Below are 18,747 nucleotides of genomic sequence, written 5' to 3'. Positions count from 1 at the left end.
TCAACCCTACTGTAATATTAACAATATGCTTATGCCACTTACTGCGCACGACTATAGTCGTAACGCGGATCGACGGCCAGAATGCGATTGCCTTAGGGGAAGGATATCAGGCGTCTTCGTCCCTGACCAACGGCGTGCAGCTCATCGGGCGGGGAAAACTGCGCGCAGTGATGCGGTCGTAGCATTCGCAGTAGAAGCTTCTCAGCTTGGCGCGGTCGCTCACCGAGATCATGCCGCGCGAATAGCGGATCGCATCGTTCTTGAGAAGCTGCGAACAGGCGGCGCTGACAGTCGCCCGACGTAGGCCCAGAACCTGTGAGAGCGCTTCCTGCGTCAGGGGGAAGTCGGGCCCGTCCATGCGGTCGTCGGTATGCAGCAGCCACCGGCTGACGCGCTGGGTGGCGGAATGCAGGCTGTTGCAGGCCACCAGCTCCATCAACTGCGAGATCTGCGCCTTGGAATAGTAGAGCATCGCATCGCATCGCGGACGCAGACGAACGTGTCCATCGCCTCGTCGAGATCGCTCATGCGCAGGAAGGAGGCGTAGCCGTCGATCTGCACCACGGTCAGACCGATCGCTCCCATGCCGCCCATCAGGTAGGTGAAGCCCAGAAAGCCCTCGTTGCCGAGCGAGGCCTTTTCCACGGTGCGCCCGTCTTCCATCCTCGCCAGCAGGGAAATGACGCCGCGGTGGGGAAAAATCGCGTGGTCGAAGGACTGGTATTCTTCGTAAAGAACATCGCCTGCCGTCAACTCACGCATGGTGAACCTGGCGGCCAGAAATTCCTGAGCTTCCACTCTTGTTGAGAGGAGTACGCGATTGGTTGTCGGTAAACGCAGTTGTTCGGACATGTTTGTATCGTACCAACATATGCGCGGAACTTACATTGTCGCCATGGCCACACGGCGTTAATTTACAATTAGCTCCCCATAAGTACGTTTCCGTACATAAGGAAGATTACGAACCCGCGAGCGATATTCGTATTTCGGAGATGGTCGGGGAGTATCGGGACAAGTTTACCTGGGCGGACACTGCACCTGCGGCCGATAACAAAGCCTTACCAACGCTCAGATGCTGGGCAGAAGAGGCGATAAGAATGCAAGACGCAAGGTCTGCTGGATCTCAGGTTTGTCTCGATGGCGAGGGTCATGATGCCAAAGGTCATCATGATGCCAAAGGCCATGATGTCGCAGGTCAGGACGTTCGTGCGTCTTCGGTGAGCGAATCTCTCGAGCTTTTCTAGATGCTTGACTATGCGGATGTCTCCGATCCGGAAGAATTGCGCGACGCTCTGAGGGCGGAAATCGCGCGCCGGCGTCAGGCGGAAGCCTTGTTGTGGGATATTGTGGAAACATTGCCCGAGGGTATTGCCGCCTTTGACGGGGACGACCGCCTGCTTGTCTACAATTCCGCCTATCTCGACACGTTCCACGCTCTGGGAGATTTGGTCGAGGTTGGGGCCTCGTTCGAGGCGATCCTGAGAAACGCTGTGGAGTCGGTGGATTTCGTTCTGCCGTGCGAAGGCGAGGTCGATCGCGAGGCGTGGATCGAGCAGCGTCTGGAAGAGCATCGTACGCCGGGGCGGCTTTCGGTTTAGCAATTGAGCAGTGGGCGCTGGCATGAGGTTCAGGAACGCCGCTCGCGCTCCGGCTATGTCGTGGGCGTGCGTACGGATATCACGGCCCTGAAGGAGGCCGAAAAGCGCATCCGCACTCAGGCGGAGCGCGATCCGCTGACCGACCTTTTCAATCGCACCGTGCTGGTCGACCGGCTTGCCGAGCAGATGGAGAACCACAAGCGGTTCAACAAGAACGGTGCTCTGGTCCTGCTCAATCTGGTGAAGTTCAAGGAAATCAACGACACGCTCGGTCATGCCGCCGGCGATGCGCTTCTTGTGGAGGTGGCGTCGCGGTTGGTCGGATCGTTGTGTCGCGAGGACGGTGTGCTGCGTCTGGGCGGGGACGAATTTGCGCTGATCCTTCCCGGGTTGGATACGCCGGAAGCGGTCGAGCGCATTCTCTCGCGTTTACGGGATCGTCTGGGTGCGCCGTTTACGCTTCACGGGCGCACGATCCATCTCGAGGCCACCATGGGCGTTTGCCTGTAGCGAGGATGCGGCGGAACTTCTGAAATTCGCCGACAACACGCTCTATCAGGCCAAGCAGCGCGAGCGCGGACGGCACTGTTATTTCAACGCTTTACTGCGCGACGGCATGGAGCGGCGCGGGTCCATCGCCGATACGCTGCGCGAGGCGCTGGAGATCGGCGAGATCGGCATCACCCTGTAACCGCAATTCGCCATTGCCGACGGCACGCATATGGGATTTGAGGCGCTGGCGCGATGGTGGGGGAGGGATCCGGATATCTCCCCGGTCGATTTCATTCCCGTGGCCGAGGACACGGTGCTCATCGTTCCGCTCGGCCGCCATGTGCTTGACCGGTCACTGGCGACGGCCAAGCAATTGTGGGATGCGGGGTTGGAGCCGGGCGTCATGGCGGTCAATGTCGCCGCCGCTCAGCTCAAGAGCCCGTGCTTCGTTGATACTGTGGCGGGGCTGCTGAAAAAGCACGACCTGCCCCCGCGCATTCTGGAACTGGAGATAACGGAGAACATGCTGCTCGACCGCTCTTCGGAGCGGATCGAATGGTGTTTGCGTCATCTGCAGGAGAGGGGGGGGTGCGATCGCGCTGGACGATTTCGGCACGGGGCATGCCTCGCTCGCCCATCTCAAGCGCGTGCCGGTGGACCGGCTGAAGATCGATCGCTCCTTTGTTGCCGGGATCGGCGAGCGGCCGGAGGACGAGGTCATCGTGTGCACCGTCGTCAGCCTGGCACACAGGCTGGGCAAGTCGGTTGTGGCGGAAGGGGTTCAGACACAGGCACAACGCCGATTCCTTGCGGAACTGGCCTGCGACGTGGGGCAGGGCTTTCTGGTTTCCCGCCCCCTGCCGCCTGAGGAAACGGAAGCCTATCTGCGCGGTTGTACGGAAAGCTCCATTCTCAGGTTTGCCTAGAAACATCCGCTGCTGCGGATCCGACCCCAGTCGCGCGCACAATCCGCCGCAACTGTCGTGGTCTGATGGCGCGCCGAAACCCGTCTCAGGTCAAGACCAGTCTCTTTTCAGGTCCCGTCGTTGCTTCTATGTCGAAGAATATCTTTGGCGTAAGGTTCTATTTCACGCCGTAATGTTAGTATATATGTCGTATTGTCACATAATTTGTTTGTAAAGTTTCAATTTTACAGAATTTCCAGTGTGTTTATCGGCCATGTCTGGCCGTTTCGTCAGATTTCTCACAGTTGTATTCAGAATTTTTACATCAGTTTTATTTTTTCGGATCATAGACGCGATGTGCTTGCAAACTTTGCGGGATACCGGGCGACACGGGAGGACGTCGCCACAGGGGAGATAAGGAGCTTATTTTGAGAAATGATGATGTAAACGTCGCCCGGCGTTTAGCTTTTCACAAGCTGGGACCGGCCGAGGTGACAGTATTGCGCGACAACAAGGATGCGATCCTGAAGGCTGTCTCCACTGTGTTGGACACCTTTTACAAGCACGTCGGCTCCTTTCCTGAATCCGCGTTGTATTTCCGCGATTTCAACCATCGCGAAGTGGCGAAGGCCGCGCAACTTCGGCATTGGTCGCTTGTTGCGGAAGGCCGTTTCGATGAGGCCTATGTGGCGTCTGTGCGGGCGGTCGGCGAAACCCATATGCGGATCGGCCTCGATGTTGGCATCTATGTCGGCGGCTATTCCCTGCTGATCACCCTGCTCAATCAGCGCTTGCTGGAGCAGTGTCTCAAGGGACTGCCCGTGGCCAGGAAACGGCGCCAGCTTGCGGCGCTGCAGACGGCGTTCACCCGCGCGGCGATGCTCGATATGGATATCGCCATATCCGTCTATCTTGATGCGGGGCTGCGCGAGCGGCACGAGACGCTGGCCGATCTGGCGGGCAAGTTCCAGGACGGCATCGCCGATGTCATGAACAATGTTGCGCAGGATGCGGGCGGGTTGCAGGGCGTGTCGCGCAGCCTGTCGTCGGTAGCCGAGGAGGCCGTCCAGCAGACCGGCGCTGTCTCGGATGCTTCCGACAAGGCGGCGGCCAACGTCCAGGTGGTTGCGAGCGCGGCCAAAGAACTCGCCTCCTCGGTCAGCGAAATCGCGCGTCAGGTGGAAGAGGAGGGCCGCATCAATGCGGAAGCCGTCAGCGAAGCCGAACAGGTGACGCAGAAGGTGCACACGCTCGGTTCTGCGGCGCAAACGGTCGGTGAGGTCGTCCGGTTGGTCAACGACATTGCCGAGCAGACCAACCTGTTGGCGCTGAACGCCACGATCGAGGTCGCCCGGGCCGGAGAAGCCGGAAAGGGCTTCGCTGTGGTTGCCTCCGAGGTCAAGCAGCTCGCCAATCAGACGGCTTCGGCCACCTCGGAAATCGGCGATCAGATCGAGGCAATCCAGTCAGTGACCAAGGATGTGGTTGCAGCCATCGAACGGATCGCCGCCACGATCGAGGCCATGAACAACGTTTCCACGCAGATTGCCTCCGCCTTCAGTCAGCAGGACATGGCTACGCGCGAGATCGCTCACAACGTGACCGAGGCCGCCCGCGGTATGCGCGCCGTTATCGAGACGATCCACGGTATAAGCGCGGCTTCAGGCAATACGGGGCGGACGTCCGATGAGGTGCGCGCTTCTTCCGAACGGCTGGCCGAGCAGGCGAGCCGCTTGCGTGAGGAAGTAGCCCACTTCATCGCGTCGCTGGAAGCCGCCTGAACGGACGCGATGCGCCAGCCCGTGCCTGCGCGATTGTACGGGGCCGAGGGCTTGTGAAAACGGCAGGGGCGGATCTGGTGTCGTTCCTTGCCGCTTTTTCCGCATGCCGCGAGTGTCTGTTTCTACCGGATGCGGTGCAGCAGCTTCTCGTCGGGATAGCAGGTTGCCGTCTCGCCATGCCGTTCCTGCCATTTGCCGATGGCGGTGCGGGTCTTGAAGCCGACGAGACCGTCGGCTCCACCGACATCGTAACCGGCGGCGATCAGGCGTTCCTGCATATGCTGGGACCGCGCGGCGCGAAAAATTGTCCGGATCGCGCCAGGGGGTGACCAGCGGCGTGTTCGTATAGGCCAGCCGATCGCCCAGATGGTCGATGAAAAGCGCGTAGGCGTCGGATTCATTGTAGGCCTTGAGCACATAGAAATTCGGCGTGGCGATGAAGGCGGGCCCGTAGCGCCCGGCGGCCATCAGCAGCTAGCCCGTGCGGGATCTTTCGTGCGCGGGGAAGGGGCGGCCCGATGTGCCCGTAGCGCCCGCGCCGATTCATGTGCTGATCGGCCGACCCTGTTCGGGGCCTTCCAGCGTGCAGGAAATCTTCTGCGGAATGGTGGCCTCGAAGCCCCAGTCGCGGCCCGTCTGCCAGTCATGTGCATGCAGGTAGTTGGCGATGGGAGGCCAGGGTGTCGGGCGTTGAATTCCAGATGTCGCGCTTACCGTCGCCGTCGAAATCGACCGCGTAGCGCAGGAATTTGGAGGACAGGAATTGCGGGTCGCCGAGTGCTCCGGCCCAGGAGCTCTTGAGCGCGGTGCCGGGGAAGTGGTCTTCTTCCAGAATTGACGAGTGCGGAGAGCGTTTCTTCCTCGAAAATGGCCTTGCGACGCCCCATGAACGCCTGCGTCGCCAGCACTGCCAGCGCATTGTGCGGCAGCTTTGCCCGTCCATAGTCGTTCCCGTCCCCAGATGGCGACGACGATGCGGGCTGGAACACCGTAGCATGCCTCGATCCGACGCAAGGTGTCATGCCAGCGCCGCATCTGCGCGCGGCCGAGCGAGACCAGGGTGTTCAGATTTCCTTCCGAAAAATAGCGCGCCGGCGAGCGGAATTCCGACTGGCGTTGCTTCTTGGGCTGGGTACGCGGGGCACCAGGAGGCGCGAGATCGGGAAGTTTCCATTGCAGCCGGACGGGACGCATGGCGTTTTCGAGAGTGATCCGGCTCACACCGCGTGCGCGCGCCTTCGGCCATAGATCGCGCTCGATTCAGCTATGGAAGGCGCGTTCCGTGGCCGGCTTGTCGACCGCTGCATGGGCGCACAATGTGGGCGTAAGGAAGAGCAGCATCGCCATGACAAGCGAGGCAAATGACGGCAGGCGTCGGATCATCGCTGTATCTCGGGTTTGAACTTCGGCCTCAGCCGGTGTTTGGGCGTTCGCTGAGGATAAGTGACTCGCCGCAGTTGGAAAACAAGGGCGCGGACGGAGCCTTCCTGTCGGCTCATGTATTGTCAATAGTATCATGACCAACGTCTTATGTATTTTCACCGAATAGATATAAATATCCATTCATATCATTTGGTATATCATTTTTTTGTCATAAATAACTAGATGTATTAAAGTTATCGTAAGTTGAAACGTTCGTATTATTTTTCAGCTTCATTTTACATTAAGAGCATTTCGAAAATAAGATAAGTCTTCCACTGCGACAGGTGGGCAATCTTATGGACTGATTTACAAGGATAAATTTGATCCGGTGCGGGCTTGTGGCGCCGATCGCGCCGGTGGAGTTGCAATGTTCGAAGTATCGTTGAAGGAGCGTCTGACCTTTCTGTGTATCGATCCTCAGGACGAGGAGGCTATCCGGCGGTCCTGGGCGTTGATCGAGGGCAATCTGGACGCGATCATGCGTGACTTCTATGCCCATATCGCCGTGTTCGAGCGCGTGGCGTCCCTGGCGGGCGGGCAGGAAAGGCGGCTGGCGCAGGCGCAGAAGGCCCACTGGACGCGTCTGTTCTCGCTCCGCTTCGATGATGACTACGTTCAGAGCGCCCGCCGGATCGGGCGCGCTCACGTTCTCATAGGGCTGGAGCCGAACTGGTATATCGGCGGCTACGCCTTCATCATGACCCGGCTCGTGGAAATCATCGGGCAGAAGCAGCGCCTGTCGGGCATAAAGATCGCGCGCATGATCGCGGCGATCAACAAGATCGTCATGCTCGACATGGACATGGCGCTGTCGACCTATCACGACACGATGATCGAAGAGGCGAAGGAACGCCGGGAGAGCATCCAGGCGGCGGTGCGCGAATTTGACGGGGTCGTTGAATTGGCGACGAACTCGCTGGCGGAAGCCTCGCAGCGCCTGGAGGGCACTGCGGGTGGATTGATGGATGTGGCGGGGGAAACCAATTCCCGCGTCGCGGCCATGGAATCGAGCGCGGCGGAGACAACGGATGGCGTGCAATCGAGCGCGGCTGCGACAGAGGAAATGACCGCCTCCATCGCTGAGATCGGCCGGCAGGCGACCAAGTCGCGCGATGTGGCGCGCTCGGCCGTGGACGGTGCACGCAGGAGCGATCAGTCCATCCGAAGCCCGGCGGACGCCGCGGAGACGATCGGCTCCGTCATCAGCCTCATTTCGGAGTTTGCGGAGCAGACCAACCTTCTGGCGCTCAATGCCACGATCGAGGCCGCGCGTGCGGGCGAGGCGGGGCGCGGTTTTGCCGTGGTGGCGACGGAAGTGAAGGAGCTTGCCGGTCAGACCACGCGGGCGATGAAGGAGATTTCGGAGTAGATCGAGGCCATCCAGAAGGCCTCTCGGCAATCGGTGGAGGATATCGAGACGATTTCCGGCACCATCGACAAGGTGTCCGAAATCGCCACGGCCATCGCCTCCGCCGTTGAGCAGCAGACGGTCGCCAACAGCGAGATTTCCGTGAACTTTCAGACCGCAGCGAAAAACACCGCCGAGGTCTCCAGCGGCATGACCCATATCCGCGACAAGACCGAGACGACCCGATTGGCCGCCGAAGGCATCACCTCGGAAGCGTTCGGCTTTAAGCGCCAGGTCGACCAGTTGCGCACCGATGTCAAGGCGTTCTTCGACAAGGTTCTGGCGGGATAGGTTATCCGGCAGACGGGGGCGGACGACGCCACGAAAAAAGCCGACGGAGCGATCCGTCGACTTTTTTCATGTCATGTCGTATCGGACTTTGCGATCAGCAGTTCGGATGGTTCGGTCCGAGGTTGATCTGGCACTCGTTGGTCCCCGCGCCGATGACCGCACCGCCTGCCGCACCGACCGCGGCTCCGGCGAGAATGGGAGCGCCCGCGATGGCCGCAACGCCTACGCCTGCGGCAGCACCGATACCGCCGCCTGAGGCCGCGCGCTGCATCGGCGTCGAACCGCAGCCGGCAAGACCTCCTGCCACCGCAAGGATCACGATGAATTTCGCGCTTCTACGCATGGCTCATACTCCTTAACTCACGGATCGCTGACTTGCCCCGAGGTGGGGACGGACACGGGCTTTTCGTGTCTGCCGGTCGTGCGATCCAGTCCGCACTAGGGTGAACCCGGTGTTTAAAGAATCGGTAAAACTGGAGAAACATAAGGACAGGCCGGCGCCCACGCGGATGGTGCGTCTTGGAAATTCGCGCAAAGGCCCCATTTAGTAGGCCCGAGGCGGGACGCAGGGCTTGTCGGCCGGGGCCGTCTGACCTTGGCCTGAGCGATGCGCGGCCGTTGCGCAATCATTGCTCTGGCATTGCTCTGACGCCCGGCTTCGCGTATTGAGGCCGCCAGACAGCTTTCCCTGATTTCACGGATACGGAGCACCGTCCAGACCATGGCGCGCCAGTTCATTTATCACATGCACGGACTATCCAAGTCCTATGACGGGGGCAAGAAGGTCCTCGACAACATCCATCTCTCCTTCTACCCGGACGCCAAGATCGGCATTCTAGGCCCCAACGGCGCCGGTAAGTCGACGCTCTTGAAGATCATGGCCGGGCTCGACAAGGAGTACACGGGTGAGGCTTGGGCCGCCGAGGGCGCCAAGATCGGCTACCTGCCGCAGGAGCCGCAGCTCGATCCGGACAAGACCGTGATGGAAAACGTCATGGAAGGCGTTTCCCACAAGCAGGCGAAGCTCGACCGCTACAACGAGCTGATGATGAACTACTCGGACGAGACCGCCGAGGAGGCATCCCAGCTTCAGGACGAGATCGACGCCCAGGACCTGTGGAACTTGGAAAGCCAGGTTGAGATGGCGATGGAAGCGCTGCGCTGCCCGCCGTCGGACGCCAACGTCGTCAACCTGTCGGGCGGTGAGCGCCGCCGGGTGGCGCTGTGCCAGCTTCTGCTGTCCGAGCCGGATCTGCTGCTCCTCGACGAGCCGACCAACCATCTCGACGCCGAGACCGTCCATTGGCTGGAACGGCACCTGCGCGAGTTCAAGGGCTCGGTCCTGATCATCACCCACGACCGCTACTTTCTCGACAACGTCACAGGCTGGATTCTCGAGCTCGACCGCGGCCAGGGCATCCCTTACGAGGGCAACTACTCCGTCTATCTGGAGAAGAAAGCCAAGCGCATGGAGCAGGAGGGCCGCGAGGACATGGCCCGCAACCGCGCCATCGCCCGCGAGCGCGAATGGATGGGCATGAGCCCGAAGGGCCGTCAGACCAAGTCCAAGGCGCGTATCAAGGCCTATAACGACCTGCTGACCGCGCAGGAGGAGCGCCAGCCCTCGATCGAGCAGATCCTCATTCCGGTGGGCGAGCGGCTCGGCGCCAACGTCATCGACGTGGATGGTGTCTCCAAGGGCTTCGAGGATCGTCTCTTGATCGACAATCTGTCGTTCAAGCTGCCGCGCGGCGGCATCGTCGGCGTGATCGGGCCGAACGGCGCGGGCAAGTCGACGCTGTTCAAGATGCTGACGGGTCAGGAAAAGCCGGATCAGGGCACGGTGACCGTCGGCGACAGCGTGCATCTGGGCTACGTGGACCAGTCGCGCGATGCGCTCGGCCCGGACAAGACTGTGTGGGAAGAGATTTCCGGCGGGGCGGAGGTGATCTACCTCGACGACAAGGAAATCAACTCGCGTGCCTATTGCTCGTCCTTCAACTTCAAGGGCCCGGCCCAGCAGGCCAAGGTCGGCAACCTGTCCGGCGGTCAGCGCAACCGGGTGCATCTGGCGAAGGTGCTGAAGACTGGCGCCAACGTGCTGCTGCTCGATGAGCCGACCAACGATCTCGACACCGAAACGCTGGCAGCGCTTGAAGACGCGCTTGAGAACTATGCCGGTTGCGCGGTTATCATCTCGCATGATCGTATGTTCCTCGACCGCCTCGTCACGCACATGCTCGCCTTTGAGGGCGACAGCCACGTGGAGTGGTTTGAGGGCAACTTCGAGGACTACGAGAAGGAAAAGGTCCGCCGTCTCGGGGCGCATGCCGCCGACCCGCGCCGGATCAAGTACAAGCCGTTGACGCGGTAAGGACAATCGCCCCACTGCGGATACGGCGGGTAATTCGATAGAATACAGGACGGCGGTTTACAGAAGTGGGCCGCCGTTTTTTTTAATATTGTTTTTTATTGTTTTTTGTTCCAAGAAAATAAAAACTCATTTTCTTTTTAAGATTTAGTGTATCCCCCAAGGTAAATAGTATGCGCAAAACGGCGTAGATTTCCTGCAGAAGTGATGAATTCGAGGCAATTATTCGCAAACACTGCAGAATGTATATCATCGCTACGAGCAGGCGTTTCATTATAAATTCCGCGATAAAAATCTGATACCATTATAGTATCTCCACATTCTGAGATCAATCTCGGAATATCATCCGGCAATTGCTGGCGGGCCGCCTCCCGCGCTCCTTTATCAAATAGATATACAGCGTTCCGGTTTCATGCGAGGGGTCATATGACAACATTCGAAGCCCAGCACGTCTGAAATGAGCTTACCAGCACGTCTGAAATGAGCTTACTGAGTACAATTCTCATGCAGGATATCATTGTATACCTGTCGCGCTTTGTAACTATTGGCGAAGTGCATAAACCAATACCGCCAACCGTCGGAATTGTTGATAGAAAAAGATATGACAAACGGCGCGCACTTGCCGAAGTGATCGAATACAACTCGTTCTGCGGCTCCAAGCCATTTATTTTTGCTTGTAATTGCATCAGAAAAATTTAACGCTTCTGGTTTTAAGATTAAATATTCGAGATTCTCTGCAATTGCATTAGGGTTTTTCTATTAAGGAAATTTAATTTTTCATCCTTTATCTTTAACTAATAAAGTAGATGTATTTTCTCTGAGTTTTTGAACTGCGTCAGGGGCCGCATCATTGAGAATTATAAAGCAATCGACATCAATTGTCGGCATTTCCTTTGCCGATCTTTCGATGTTAATTTCTTTAATGGCGCTTACATAGCGTTTCTATGAAAATAATCGAGGATCCAGGGCTTTCGTCTTCATATCGCCCACCTCCTGCGAAACCATCAATGATTTCTAGACGAAACTTACGACTAATTGGATTTTTGCAGCGTTCCAAAATATAACGTACTAAATTACTCGCGCAAAATCTTATGTTTTTGTCTTGAATGTTCGGAAAGGGAAGCTCCCTCTCCCCAAAGATATGGCTTTTCGACCAAACCGCTGCACCCTCAAATAGAGTTAATAGAAGGCATTTCGTCCCAAGTTTGTCCTCTATAAGTACGGCCATTCTGCTTTTTAGATCGGCGTTGGTTGTTCTTGCCCCAAGTCCCCCATTGTTTGAAAAAGAACGCAGTGCCATAGTGGCGACATGCGTCGTGGACTTCATCAATCCATGGTTCTCGGATTGGGCGGGCTCTCGGGCCACTCTCTCCTCCTACTATTGCCCAGTTAATATTGTTCAGATTGACTTTGCCCACCGGGCCTATAAGCGGCTCAAATGAAATGAATCGTACCGCCGCCTTAACGCCCCGAAGTTGATCAATTCGGTGGACAACTCCCTCATTTTCGACGCTGGTGCCTAGCCAGACATTCAGCAATTCTGCGAGAAACCCTGACGCTGATAGCTCTGCCATCCCATTCGGGTGCTTAGTCAAGATTTGGTAACTATGACGTTGTGTTCTCTCCATTACGGACCAAACTTTAGCTATAAAATCGGATGAGACCGACGTGTGAAATAAATCACTCATTGAATTTACGAAAATTTTTCGAGGCTTTTTCCATCTAACCGGGATCTGAAGCGCGTCAAGATCTTCACGAATAACAACATTCCATAGTGTTCTCGGCCCGGATTTACGCGTAAGGCCTTTGTACTTATCAACTCCCATCGCTTCCAATCAGTGGGCCATCTGCATCGCGTAGCAGTTCGTGCAACCTGCAGATATTACACTGCAGTCAGCAACCGGATTCCAAGTAGAGTCAGTCCATTCGATGGTTGTTTCACTCACGCCGGGCCTCTCTAATAAGAACTCTACGCGAGATGGAACATAATGGAAACATTATACGGCGATTTTAAGATTCGATCTTTTGTCTAATGTTACTGGGTTGCCGAACTTCACGTTCTCTTGGCCTGATAGAAAATACATCCTTAGGGAAGTTTCTAGTTCCCGAAGTCAAGTCACCCCAGCCGCCACTCCTGACGCCCAAGCCCACTGAAAATTATACCCACCTAACCACCCCGTCACATCCACTGCTTCGCCGATGAAGTGCAGGCCCGGGACGGCCTTCACCTCCATTGTCTTGCCGTCGAGTGCCTTTGTATCCAACCCGCCCAATGTCACCTCGGCTGTGCGGAAGCCTTCGGTGCCGACGGGTTTGACTGTCCAGGCGTTCACGGCGTTGGCGAGGGCGTGCAGGTGCTTGTCCGACAGGGAGCCGAGCGGGGCTTCCGTTTGAAGGCGGGCCGCGAGGCCTTGGGCCAGGCGTTTGGGTAGGAATTCGGCGAGCGCCGTCTGCGGGGCCTGCTTGCCGGATTGGGCGCGGGGGGCGCGTAAGGTTTCGAAGACGTCGATGCCCAGGGCCATGTCCACCGTGATGACCTCGCCCTCGCGCTAGTAGTACGAGATCTGCAGGATCACCGGGCCGGAAAGGCCGCGGTGGGTGAAAAGGACCGCCTCGTCGAAATGCCGCTTGCCGCAGGAAACCCGCGCATCGACCGAGACGCCCGACAAGGCCTTCGTCGTCTCCAAAAGATCGGGTTCGAAGGTCAAGGGCACCAGTGCGGGGCGGGTTTCGGTGACGGGCACGCCGAATTTGCGCGCCACCTCGTAGGCAAAGCCGGTTACGCCCATTTTCGGGATCGACTTGCCACCGGTCGCCACCACCAGCGAGGCGCAGGAAACGACCTCGTCGTTTGCCAGAAGCGTGAAACCATCCCCATCGCGCGCGGTCGTTGAAAGCCGCAACTCCACGCTCGCCTCCGCCATCTCGGTCAGGAACATGTCGACGATCTGGCTCACCGGGTCGTCAAGGAAGAGCTGGCCGAGCGTCTTTTCGTGCCACGCGATGCCGTGGGCGTCGAGCCGTGCGATGAAATCCTCCGGCCGGTAGCGTTTCAGTGCGGAAACGCAAAAGCGCGGGTTCTCCGACAGATATCCGCCCGTGCCTTGGGTGATGTCGTCATTGGCGTGCAGGTTGGTGAAGTTGCAGCGCCCGCCGCCCGAGATGCGGATCTTCTCGTCGGGCTTGGCCCCATGCTCGATGACCAGCACCCGACGGCCCTGCCTGCCGGCTTCCACCGCGCACATCATGCCCGCGGCGCCCGCGCCGATCACCACCACATCGTATCGCGTCATGTTCTTCCGTTCCGCATGGCTCGTCGCGAAAGTCCTTAGGGCTTATCCCATCGAGTCAACACCGTTTCCATGTCGGCCACGACGAAGAAACGGGCGGCATCCGGGTCGTACCCCTCGGCGAAGAGTGCGTCGTAGTCGATCTGCGCGTGGCGGATGTGGGTGGTGGTGGCGAGCCAGACGGCGATGCCGGGGGGAAGGTGGCGCAGGTGCCCGGCCTGGGCGACGGTGAGGATCGCTTCCGCGTCCGACAGGGCACGCGGTGGATGAGCGCGCGCAGCGCCTTCCGGATGTCCTTTTGCCGTTTCGTTCCGCTGCTCATGGGGGCCACCTTAGCCCGCTCCCCGGCAATCGAAAACCGCACGGTGGAGCTGTTTCCCATGACGGAGCCGTTTTCCGAGGAGGCGGGGTTGAGAAGTTCTGTTACGTAATCTTACCTTGCGTCGCATTGCCGTAGCGACCAAACTGAAGCGCCTTCACGAACGTATCGGGGACGGGATGGGAGCGATAATGACTGGTTCACAGGGCGCGATAGACGAAGAAAACCTGAATACGACGCTCCAGGATAAGGTTTCCTCAGCGGGGCTTTTCATTTCGTCATGATCAAGCCCACGCATTATGACGATGACGACTATCCGATCCAGTGGTTGCGCTCCGCGATCCCCTCCAACACGCTCGCCTGTTTCAACGGGCTGACTGAGGATGCGCGCAGTCGATCGGTTCTGGGCGAGAATGTCGAGATCCAGCTCCACACCTATGACGAGACCAACCGGCGGGTGCGTCCGGAAAAGATCGCCGCGATGATCGAGCGGGCCGGGGGCAAGGCACTGATCGGGCTTGTCGGGGTGCAGTCGAACCAGTTTCCACGTGCGCTCGATCTGGCGCGCCGTTTCCGGGCGCTCGGCTTTCCGGTGATGATCGGCGGCTTCCACGTGTCGGGCTGCATCTCCATGCTGCCGGAAATGGTCGCGGTGCAGGAAGAAGGCATCTCGTTTTTCGCCGGAGAGGCGGAGGAACATCGGCTCGATCAGGTGTTTCGCGATGCCTGGGCGGACGAGATCAAGCCGCTTTACGACTACATGAAGGACCTGCCGGGCCTTGTCGGCGAGCGGACGCCGATCCTGCCCTCCCCAGCATATCGTGCGCACGGCCGGGTCCCATTCTTCGTTCGATCTGGGGCGCGGCTGTCCCTATCAGTGCTCGTTCTGCACCATCATCAACGTGCAGGGGCGAAAGGGCCGGTTCCGTTCGCCGGGCGATCTGGAGTGGATCATTCGCGACAACCTCGCGCAAGGCATCAACCGCTTCTTCATCACGGATGACAATTTCACCCTCAATCGCGAGTGGGAGGCGTTTTTCGACCGGATGATCGCGCTGAGGGAAGGCGAAGGGCTGGATATCAAATTCATCATCCAGGTCGATACGCTTTGCCACAAGATCAAGAACTTCATCGACAAGGCGACGCGGGCGGGCGTCAACCGGGTGTTCATCGTGCTTGAGAACATCAACCCGGAAGATCTGCTCGCGGCCAAGAAGCGGCAGAACAAGATCACCGAATATCGGGACATGCTTCAGGCCTGGCGCGAACGGGGCGCGACCCAACCTATGCGGGCTGCATTCTCGGCTTTCCGGGCGATACCCGCGAGACGATCCTCGCGCGACATAGCTATCATCCGCAAAGAGCGGCTGCTCGATCTGCTGGAATTCTTCTTCCTGACGCCGCTTCCCGGTTCCGAGGATCACCGCCTCTACACGAAGGGCGAGTGGATGGATCCGGATCTCAACAAGTACGATCTGAACCATCCGTCGCCCATCACGGCAAGGTGTCGGATGAGGAGTGGGAACAGGTCTACCGCGAGGTGTGGGACGCTTAATTACTCGCCCGAGCACATCGAGACAGTGCTGAAGCGGGCAGCCGCGCACCCGAAGGGGCGGCCCGGCAACAAGCTTTTTCTCATGCTCTGGTTCTACCTGATGGTGAAGTACGAGGGTGTGCACCCGCTGGAGGTCGGCTATTTCCGCCTCAAGCGCCGCCGCAACCGGCATTCCGGTCTGCCGCTGGAAAACCCGTTGATCTTCTATCCGTGCTTCGTGGCGGAGACGATCAGAAAGCATCTAGGCTACGGCAACGACCTGCTGCTGGCCTACCGGCGCTATCGGCGGGTGAAGAAGGATCCGAACCGGCGCGCCGATACCGACCGGGCGCTGTCGACCTCTGGAAGAACTGGAGATATTCACCCAGACCTCGGGCGGCGTCGCAGCGGTTGAGAAGTCCCGCCGAGACAAGGAACTGCGCAAGGCCGCAGGCTCAGGGGTTGCTGTGGAGTAGGGCGGGCGCGGGTTCGCCCATAGTCGTTTGAGGCCCATCCTTCTAGACGCGGTCTGCGACCGCTCCTCCGGATGACGTTATCTTTTTGATTTTTCTGAAGAAGCGCGCAACACGCACAACGTCATCCTGAAGAGGGCCGCAAGGCCCGTCTCGAAGGATGGGCCGTGCATTCAATCCCGCCCCTCTCTCCCCGATACCCGCTCACGCGGCCGCGAGCAGGCTCTCCTCTGTCCGGCCTTCCCATCAGTCCCTGTTGAGCAACAGATTGTCCGCCGCCGACCAGACATTCGGCGAGATATCGCACGTGGCGCCGGTCTGCCCCACCTGATACTTGCCGTCGTAGATCGGGCAGGAGCAGGTCGTCAGCCCGCCATCGGCCGCCGTGCAGGCGGCGGTCATGCAGGCGGCGTTAAGGGGCCCCGGGTTATCATCGGCGCAGTCGGTCGAGCCGAAGGGGTGGTTGAAGGAATAGGTGAAGGAGAAGGTGGAAATCAGCTTCACGTTCGGGCCGTCGTCGAAGCTCTGCGGCGTGCCGTCCTTGATGGAACCCAGGCTGTCGCACACCTTCGCCGTCTGGCAATGGGGCTGGGACGGGTCCTGACGGCAGGAATTGGGGTTCTTCATGTTGAGGAAGTTGCGCCCCAGCGGCCCGCATTGCGCGATCGTCTCCTCGTGTAGCCTGTCATTGAGGATCGAGCCGATCAGCACGAAATTGGTGTCGAGCGGGCCAACCTGTTCCTCGGTGATGGCGTAGCAGACGCAATCGGCGGAGGTAACGTCATCGCCGTCCACCGTGCATGGCAGGGCTGTGGCCGCTACATTGTCGTAGCGCGGGGTAGGGTCGTTCGGGCCGGAATAGTAGCAAAGCGCGTAAGGATTGCCCGAGCAGGCCAGAAAGGCGGTCGGCGAGGCATAGCATCCTTGGTCGGAGGGCGGAGATCCTGCGCCGTTGCTTCGCCGAAAAACAAGCAGGCGGCGAGGACCGCAAGCGACAATCGAAACATTGAATTTCTCACGGAAAAAGCGCGGCCCTTGTTCGTCGGGCCTGCAAAAATGCTCAAACTAACGTAGCGGCAATTTACCGCATGGTGCCATGATCGTGCAATGGCGAGGGGACAATCCATGCGCGGCTCGACAGGGGCGTGCGGGGCGGATAATCCTCTTTCAGCCCATCCCTCTCTGCCGCCGCCGAAGGAACCGAGCCTATGACCGTCGCCGTTTCACCTGACGATGCCTTGCAGATCCGTCCTGCACGAAAGATCTCCGGCACGGTCTCGCGACTGCTGGCGGCGGAGGGCGACACGTTCGTCACCGGCCGGGTCGAGACGCTCGATCTTACCTTCGATGGTATTCCGGGAGATGTTCATGCGGGCACGACGCGGCGCTCGGGCGGGCGCGAGCCGTGGTATCCGCGCGGAACGGAAATGCGCAATGAGCGTCAGATCTCCATTCTTGCATCCGACGAACTCGCGGAGGTCGCGCGGCGGATGGGGATCGACAGGCTAGAGCCGGAATGGATTCGGCGCCAACATGGTGCTGGACGATCTGCCCAATCTTTCCATGATCCCGCTGCGCACCCGTCTGGTGTTTGAAAACGGAGCGGTGCTGCGGGTTGACAGGCAGAATGCCCCGTGCCGGGTCTCGGGCCGGTCGATCGCGGCGCAGCTTCCCGATCGAGAGGGGCTCGATCTCGCCTTTCGCAAGGTCGCGGCCCGTCTGCGCAGGCTGGTTGCCTGGGTGGAGGAGCCGGGAACCGTCCATGACGGGGAGGCGGTTGTCGCCTATATCCCCGAACAGTGGGTTTATGCCGGTTGAGGAGATCGTCTCGGGTTTTATGCGCTCTCCGAACTCTCCGCATTCGGGCGTGAGACGCGCGCGACCGAGGTGCACGGTGTTACCGGGATCTCTGTCGCCGGGGGCGCGTGCCGTGGTGCTTTTCGGCCTCCACGATCAGGTGGGCAAGCGCTTCGAAGTCGTGCTTTCGCGGTGAGGTCTTGCGCCAGGCAAGGCCGATGGTGCGTGCGGGCTGGGGCTCGGTGAAGCGCAGCAGCGCGATGCGTTCGTCGCGCACTTCCACATCGGTGCAGATTTCCGGCAGCAGCGTCACGCCGTAGCCGGCGGCCACCATCTGCATGACCGTGGTCAGGCTGGTCGCGCCGAAATTCGAAAAATGTCCCATGCCTAGCGGCGAGCAATAGGTCAGCGCCTGATCACGCAGGCAATGGCCTTCCTCCAGCAGCATCAACTTGTCTGCTGCCACATCTTCCGGCGCCACCCGGCAGCGTTCGTCGAGATCGGGCGTCGATTTCGTTGCCAGCAGGAAGCGGTCGTTGAACAGCGGCTCGCACTCGACGTCGGCGTGACCCGCAGGAAGCGCCATCAGCACCACGTCGAGATCGCCCCTGACTAGTTCGTCCACCAGCGTCTCGGTGAGCGTCTCGCGCAGGCGAAGATCGAGATCGGGATATTCGCGCTCCAGAATTGGCAGCACGCGGGGCAACAGATAGGGGGCAAGCGAGGGAATGATGCCGAGCCGCAGCGAGCCGTTCAGGACGCTCGCCGTATGGCGGCCGCAATCCATCAGGTCGTGCGCTTCCGAAAGGATGACGGCGCCGCGCCGCGCCACCTCCCGGCCTTCGCGGGTCAGCCGAACCTCGCTCGGACGCCGTTCCACCAGGGTTATCTCCAAGGACGCCTCCAGCTCGTGGATCTGCATGGAGAGCGCGGGCTGTGTGACCGCGCAGGCGCGCGCTGCCTTGCCGAAATGGTGGTGGCGGGCGAGGGCATCGAAATAGCGCAACTGTTTCAGCGTGATCATGATCGATAAGGTAATCTTATCGGAACCGGCATGCAAACGAAT

At 59.3% G+C, this 18,747-nt stretch carries 21 protein-coding genes and 5 pseudogenes; 13 read left to right on the top strand and 13 right to left on the bottom strand.

Features of this window, described 5'->3' with window-relative positions:
• Positions 1 to 106 precede the first annotated feature (106 nt).
• Positions 107 to 472 (bottom strand): helix-turn-helix domain-containing protein, encoded by a 366-nt coding sequence (locus QNJ43_RS12385; RefSeq protein ID WP_300470426.1) that lies wholly within the window; start codon positions 470 to 472, stop codon positions 107 to 109.
• Positions 436 to 762, bottom strand: a complete 327-nt coding sequence (locus tag QNJ43_RS12380) for a hypothetical protein (protein ID WP_300470423.1) — start codon at positions 760 to 762, stop codon at positions 436 to 438. Before QNJ43_RS12380 ends, QNJ43_RS12385 begins: the two co-directional genes overlap by 37 nt.
• A gap of 482 nt (positions 763 to 1,244) precedes the next feature.
• Here QNJ43_RS12380 and QNJ43_RS12375 point away from each other — a divergent pair, with 482 nt between their 5' ends.
• From QNJ43_RS12375 to QNJ43_RS12355, 5 genes are all read left to right on the top strand, one after another.
• The gene (locus tag QNJ43_RS12375) at positions 1,245 to 1,598 is read left to right on the top strand and encodes a PAS-domain containing protein (protein ID WP_300470420.1); all 354 of its coding nucleotides are present in this window, start codon (positions 1,245 to 1,247) and stop codon (positions 1,596 to 1,598) included.
• Positions 1,599 to 1,601: 3 nt separating this feature from the next.
• Complete coding sequence (locus QNJ43_RS12370) at positions 1,602 to 2,108, top strand: GGDEF domain-containing protein (protein WP_300470418.1); 507 nt, start codon at positions 1,602 to 1,604, stop codon at positions 2,106 to 2,108.
• Positions 2,044 to 2,289: a hypothetical protein gene (locus QNJ43_RS12365; protein ID WP_300470415.1), complete on the top strand. Its 246-nt coding sequence runs from the start codon at positions 2,044 to 2,046 to the stop codon at positions 2,287 to 2,289. Before QNJ43_RS12370 ends, QNJ43_RS12365 begins: the two co-directional genes overlap by 65 nt.
• Positions 2,290 to 2,659: 370 nt before the next feature.
• A complete protein-coding gene (locus QNJ43_RS12360; protein ID WP_300470654.1) occupies positions 2,660 to 3,016 on the top strand; it encodes an EAL domain-containing protein in 357 nt (118 codons plus the stop codon).
• A 407-nt stretch (positions 3,017 to 3,423) separates the two neighbouring features.
• Positions 3,424 to 4,776, top strand: coding sequence for a globin-coupled sensor protein (locus QNJ43_RS12355; RefSeq protein WP_300470413.1), 1,353 nt, complete (start codon positions 3,424 to 3,426; stop codon positions 4,774 to 4,776).
• Between the two features lie 122 nt (positions 4,777 to 4,898).
• On the opposite strand, the gene QNJ43_RS12350 is transcribed toward QNJ43_RS12355, so the two are convergent.
• The 5 genes and pseudogenes from QNJ43_RS12350 to QNJ43_RS12330 form a co-directional block, all read right to left on the bottom strand.
• Positions 4,899 to 5,054, bottom strand: a complete 156-nt coding sequence (locus tag QNJ43_RS12350; protein WP_300470411.1) for a peptidoglycan-binding domain-containing protein — start codon at positions 5,052 to 5,054, stop codon at positions 4,899 to 4,901.
• A gap of 139 nt (positions 5,055 to 5,193) precedes the next feature.
• Positions 5,194 to 5,385 (bottom strand): annotated as a pseudogene (locus tag QNJ43_RS12345) (lytic murein transglycosylase); the annotation flags it as partial.
• Between the two features lie 34 nt (positions 5,386 to 5,419).
• Positions 5,420 to 5,695: a lytic murein transglycosylase gene (locus QNJ43_RS12340; RefSeq protein WP_300470651.1), complete on the bottom strand. Its 276-nt coding sequence runs from the start codon at positions 5,693 to 5,695 to the stop codon at positions 5,420 to 5,422.
• 89 nt (positions 5,696 to 5,784) lie between these two features.
• Positions 5,785 to 5,970, bottom strand: a pseudogene (locus QNJ43_RS12335) (lytic murein transglycosylase); the annotation flags it as partial.
• 66 nt (positions 5,971 to 6,036) lie between these two features.
• The gene (locus QNJ43_RS12330) at positions 6,037 to 6,159 is read right to left on the bottom strand and encodes a hypothetical protein (protein WP_300470408.1); all 123 of its coding nucleotides are present in this window, start codon (positions 6,157 to 6,159) and stop codon (positions 6,037 to 6,039) included.
• A 406-nt stretch (positions 6,160 to 6,565) separates the two neighbouring features.
• Here QNJ43_RS12330 and QNJ43_RS12325 point away from each other — a divergent pair, with 406 nt between their 5' ends.
• Positions 6,566 to 7,567, top strand: coding sequence for a globin-coupled sensor protein (locus QNJ43_RS12325; protein ID WP_300470406.1), 1,002 nt, complete (start codon positions 6,566 to 6,568; stop codon positions 7,565 to 7,567).
• Between the two features lie 33 nt (positions 7,568 to 7,600).
• Entirely contained in the window at positions 7,601 to 7,897 is a 297-nt protein-coding gene (locus tag QNJ43_RS12320; protein WP_300470405.1) for a hypothetical protein, read from the top strand.
• 94 nt (positions 7,898 to 7,991) lie between these two features.
• On the opposite strand, the gene QNJ43_RS12315 is transcribed toward QNJ43_RS12320, so the two are convergent.
• Positions 7,992 to 8,240 carry a hypothetical protein gene (locus tag QNJ43_RS12315; RefSeq protein WP_300470403.1) on the bottom strand — a complete coding sequence of 83 codons (249 nt, stop codon included), beginning with the start codon at positions 8,238 to 8,240 and terminating at the stop codon, positions 7,992 to 7,994.
• 378 nt (positions 8,241 to 8,618) lie between these two features.
• Between QNJ43_RS12315 and ettA the strand changes: the two genes are divergently transcribed.
• Together ettA and QNJ43_RS12305 are read left to right on the top strand one after the other, a co-directional pair.
• The gene (gene ettA / locus QNJ43_RS12310; protein ID WP_300470401.1) at positions 8,619 to 10,271 is read left to right on the top strand and encodes an energy-dependent translational throttle protein EttA; all 1,653 of its coding nucleotides are present in this window, start codon (positions 8,619 to 8,621) and stop codon (positions 10,269 to 10,271) included.
• A 501-nt stretch (positions 10,272 to 10,772) separates the two neighbouring features.
• Positions 10,773 to 10,967 (top strand): hypothetical protein, encoded by a 195-nt coding sequence (locus tag QNJ43_RS12305; RefSeq protein WP_300470399.1) that lies wholly within the window; start codon positions 10,773 to 10,775, stop codon positions 10,965 to 10,967.
• A gap of 470 nt (positions 10,968 to 11,437) precedes the next feature.
• Here the strand turns inward: QNJ43_RS12305 and QNJ43_RS12300 are convergent.
• From QNJ43_RS12300 to QNJ43_RS27125, 3 genes and pseudogenes are all read right to left on the bottom strand, one after another.
• A pseudogene (locus QNJ43_RS12300) lies at positions 11,438 to 12,214 on the bottom strand (DUF5131 family protein).
• A 165-nt stretch (positions 12,215 to 12,379) separates the two neighbouring features.
• A pseudogene (locus tag QNJ43_RS12295) lies at positions 12,380 to 13,561 on the bottom strand (NAD(P)/FAD-dependent oxidoreductase).
• Positions 13,562 to 13,596: 35 nt separating this feature from the next.
• Positions 13,597 to 13,767, bottom strand: coding sequence for a DUF2293 domain-containing protein (locus QNJ43_RS27125; protein ID WP_346432974.1), 171 nt, complete (start codon positions 13,765 to 13,767; stop codon positions 13,597 to 13,599).
• Here QNJ43_RS27125 and QNJ43_RS27120 point away from each other — a divergent pair.
• Both QNJ43_RS27120 and QNJ43_RS12285 read left to right on the top strand, forming a co-directional pair.
• A complete protein-coding gene (locus tag QNJ43_RS27120; RefSeq protein ID WP_346432961.1) occupies positions 13,708 to 13,989 on the top strand; it encodes a hypothetical protein in 282 nt (93 codons plus the stop codon). The two genes, QNJ43_RS27125 and QNJ43_RS27120, sit on opposite strands and share 60 nt — an antisense overlap.
• A 168-nt stretch (positions 13,990 to 14,157) precedes the next feature.
• Positions 14,158 to 15,887, top strand: a pseudogene (locus QNJ43_RS12285) (radical SAM protein).
• 243 nt (positions 15,888 to 16,130) lie between these two features.
• Here QNJ43_RS12285 and QNJ43_RS12280 read toward each other — a convergent pair.
• Positions 16,131 to 16,679 (bottom strand): hypothetical protein, encoded by a 549-nt coding sequence (locus QNJ43_RS12280; RefSeq protein ID WP_300470397.1) that lies wholly within the window; start codon positions 16,677 to 16,679, stop codon positions 16,131 to 16,133.
• Between the two features lie 413 nt (positions 16,680 to 17,092).
• On the opposite strand from QNJ43_RS12280, the gene QNJ43_RS27115 reads away from it, so the two are divergent.
• Both QNJ43_RS27115 and QNJ43_RS27110 read left to right on the top strand, forming a co-directional pair.
• Positions 17,093 to 17,479: a hypothetical protein gene (locus QNJ43_RS27115; protein WP_346432960.1), complete on the top strand. Its 387-nt coding sequence runs from the start codon at positions 17,093 to 17,095 to the stop codon at positions 17,477 to 17,479.
• Positions 17,448 to 17,702: a hypothetical protein gene (locus QNJ43_RS27110; protein WP_346432959.1), complete on the top strand. Its 255-nt coding sequence runs from the start codon at positions 17,448 to 17,450 to the stop codon at positions 17,700 to 17,702. Before QNJ43_RS27115 ends, QNJ43_RS27110 begins: the two co-directional genes overlap by 32 nt.
• A 79-nt stretch (positions 17,703 to 17,781) precedes the next feature.
• Here the strand turns inward: QNJ43_RS27110 and QNJ43_RS12270 are convergent, their stop codons facing one another.
• Positions 17,782 to 18,705, bottom strand: a complete 924-nt coding sequence (locus tag QNJ43_RS12270; protein ID WP_300470395.1) for a hydrogen peroxide-inducible genes activator — start codon at positions 18,703 to 18,705, stop codon at positions 17,782 to 17,784.
• Between the last annotated feature and the right edge of the window lie 42 nt (positions 18,706 to 18,747).

Origin of the sequence: Breoghania sp., from assembly GCF_030066895.1 — a bacterium.
Classification (GTDB): Bacteria; Pseudomonadota; Alphaproteobacteria; order Rhizobiales; family Stappiaceae; genus Breoghania.
The sequence above is the reverse complement of the archived record's forward strand: the minus strand, read 5'-3'. Positions and strand labels throughout refer to the sequence as shown.